At 64.6% G+C, this 1,988-nt stretch carries 1 pseudogene; it reads left to right on the top strand.

Annotation, left to right across the window (positions count from 1 at the left end):
• Positions 1 to 807 precede the first annotated feature (807 nt).
• Positions 808 to 1,860, top strand: a pseudogene (locus tag MFF30_RS24905) (MFS transporter); the annotation flags it as partial.
• Positions 1,861 to 1,988: the final 128 nt, after the last annotated feature.

The raw sequence follows: 1,988 nt of genomic DNA, 5'->3' as shown, positions 1-1,988 counted from the left end.
AATCATCTGACGACGGACAAACGTGGCCATGCGCACTCCTCCCCGCGTGCGGGTCCCAGCCAGTTCTATTCCGATCGGCGCCGCTGGTCACTCAGTGACGGCAAATCGTCTTGGTACGAAGCCTCGTCAACCTGAGGTTTCGAAGACGGCGGCTAACTCCGAGGTCGATCTGTCCAGCGTCGAGGCGGTGCGGACGCTGGACGATGGTCCGGTCCCTGAGGCAAGCTCCGCTGCGATGTTGTACGTCGACAAACGAAAAAGCGCTGAACGCCTCCGCAAGGCAAGACGTGCAATGGGATTCAGCTCCGGAAAGGCGGCGGCTGAGACGCATGGCTGGCCAGTTGGCACTTACACCGGCGACGAGGGTGGACGTCGCCCAGTCCCGCCGGAACGCGCCGACCGCTACGGAATGGCTTTTTCGGTACCCGGAAAATGGATTCTCGATGAACCGATCGAAAACGAGGACTCGAAGGCCGTCCTCAGGGCCAAGCGGTTAGATGAGCTGAGTGAGGCGGATGTACCTTGCGAGTTCGTCTCCCCAACCGTCGAGGCCATCGCGCGCCGCGGCGCAGGAACCCGCCTTAGCATCGCCAGAGTCGCCGCCGGGTTCAGATCCGTGCGGGTTGCAGCAAGCCATCTCGGCCTATCGGCCTCGACCTGCCATGCCCACGAGAACGGGCGTCACAACCTCGTGGAACGAGCCGCCCGCCTGTACGGCGCAGCGTATGTGGCCGACCTGGCTTGGTTGATGACAGGGGACTTTCCGCAGGGGGGACGCGGAGGGTCGCAGCCCACCGGGAACGCGTCTTCTACGTCAACGCCATCCCGAGCGCCGTCATGGTGGTTGCGCTGGCCCTGACCCTCGACCCGTCGCCGATGCGGCTCGACCTCCTCAAGGAAGGCGACTGGGCCGGCGTCGTGACCATGGCCATCGGCCTCTCGGCTTTCCAGACCGTGCTGGAGGAGGGCAACAAGGACGACTGGTTCGCCTCGCCCTTCATCCTGAGGCTCGTGGTCATCGCCGCCGTGTTCCTCACCGCCTTCATCGTGATCGAGCTGACGGTTGCAAAGCCCCTCATCAACATCCGCCTCCTGAAGCAACGAAACTTCGGCATCGGCGTGCTGACGAACACGCTCGTCGGTTTCGCCCTGTTCGGGACGGTCTACATCCTGCCCCAGTACCTGGGACAGGTGCAGCGCTACAACGCGGAGCAGACCGGGAACGTGCTGGCCTGGACCGGGCTGCCGCAGCTCCTGATCATCCCGCTGGTGCCGTGGATGATGAAGCGCTGGGACGCACGCTATATCGCCTTCGTCGGTATCGCGATCTTTGCCGCGAGCTGCTTCATGAACATCACGCTCTCGCTCGACAGTTCGGGGGACCAGTTCTTCCTACCCAACGTCGTCCGGGCCATCGGGCAGGCGCTGGTCCTGACCCCATTCAGCGCCATCACCACGGGGGCCATCGCCCCGAGCGAGGCCGGCGCCGCCTCCGGGCTGTCGAACATGATGCGCAACCTCGGGGGCGCCGTCGGTACGGCGGCCCTGTCGACGATCCTGACCAAGCGCGATCAGTTCCACTCCAACATCATCGGGCAGTCGATCACCCTGACGCGGGACGAGGTGCGCGCACGGCTCGAACAGATGACCGACTACTTCATGGCGCACGGCGTCGCCGATCGCGCGATGGCCACGGCCAAGGCCGTCGGCCAGTTGGGCGCTGTCGTAAAGCGTCAGGCCCTGGTCATGGGCTTCAGCGACACTTTCGCGGTGATCGGGGTCGTCCTATCGGTCGCAGCCGTCGCGGTCTTGGTTGCACGCCGCGCCGCAGCAAGTGCGGGGACCGCGGGTGCTCATTGAGTCCTTCCCCGCCCGGCAAACCGATCCGCGCCGAGCGCAGGTATTTCGCTCGTCCCAAGTCATGAGGAAGGGAGGGTGCCATGCCTCGCAAACGCCTCAGGGATGTAAAGATCGCCCATGCCCTACGG

The sequence above is a fragment of the Methylobacterium goesingense genome, from assembly GCF_022179225.1.
Lineage (GTDB): Bacteria > Pseudomonadota > Alphaproteobacteria > Rhizobiales > Beijerinckiaceae > Methylobacterium > Methylobacterium goesingense.
This window is presented reverse-complemented; position numbering and strand designations above follow the sequence as displayed.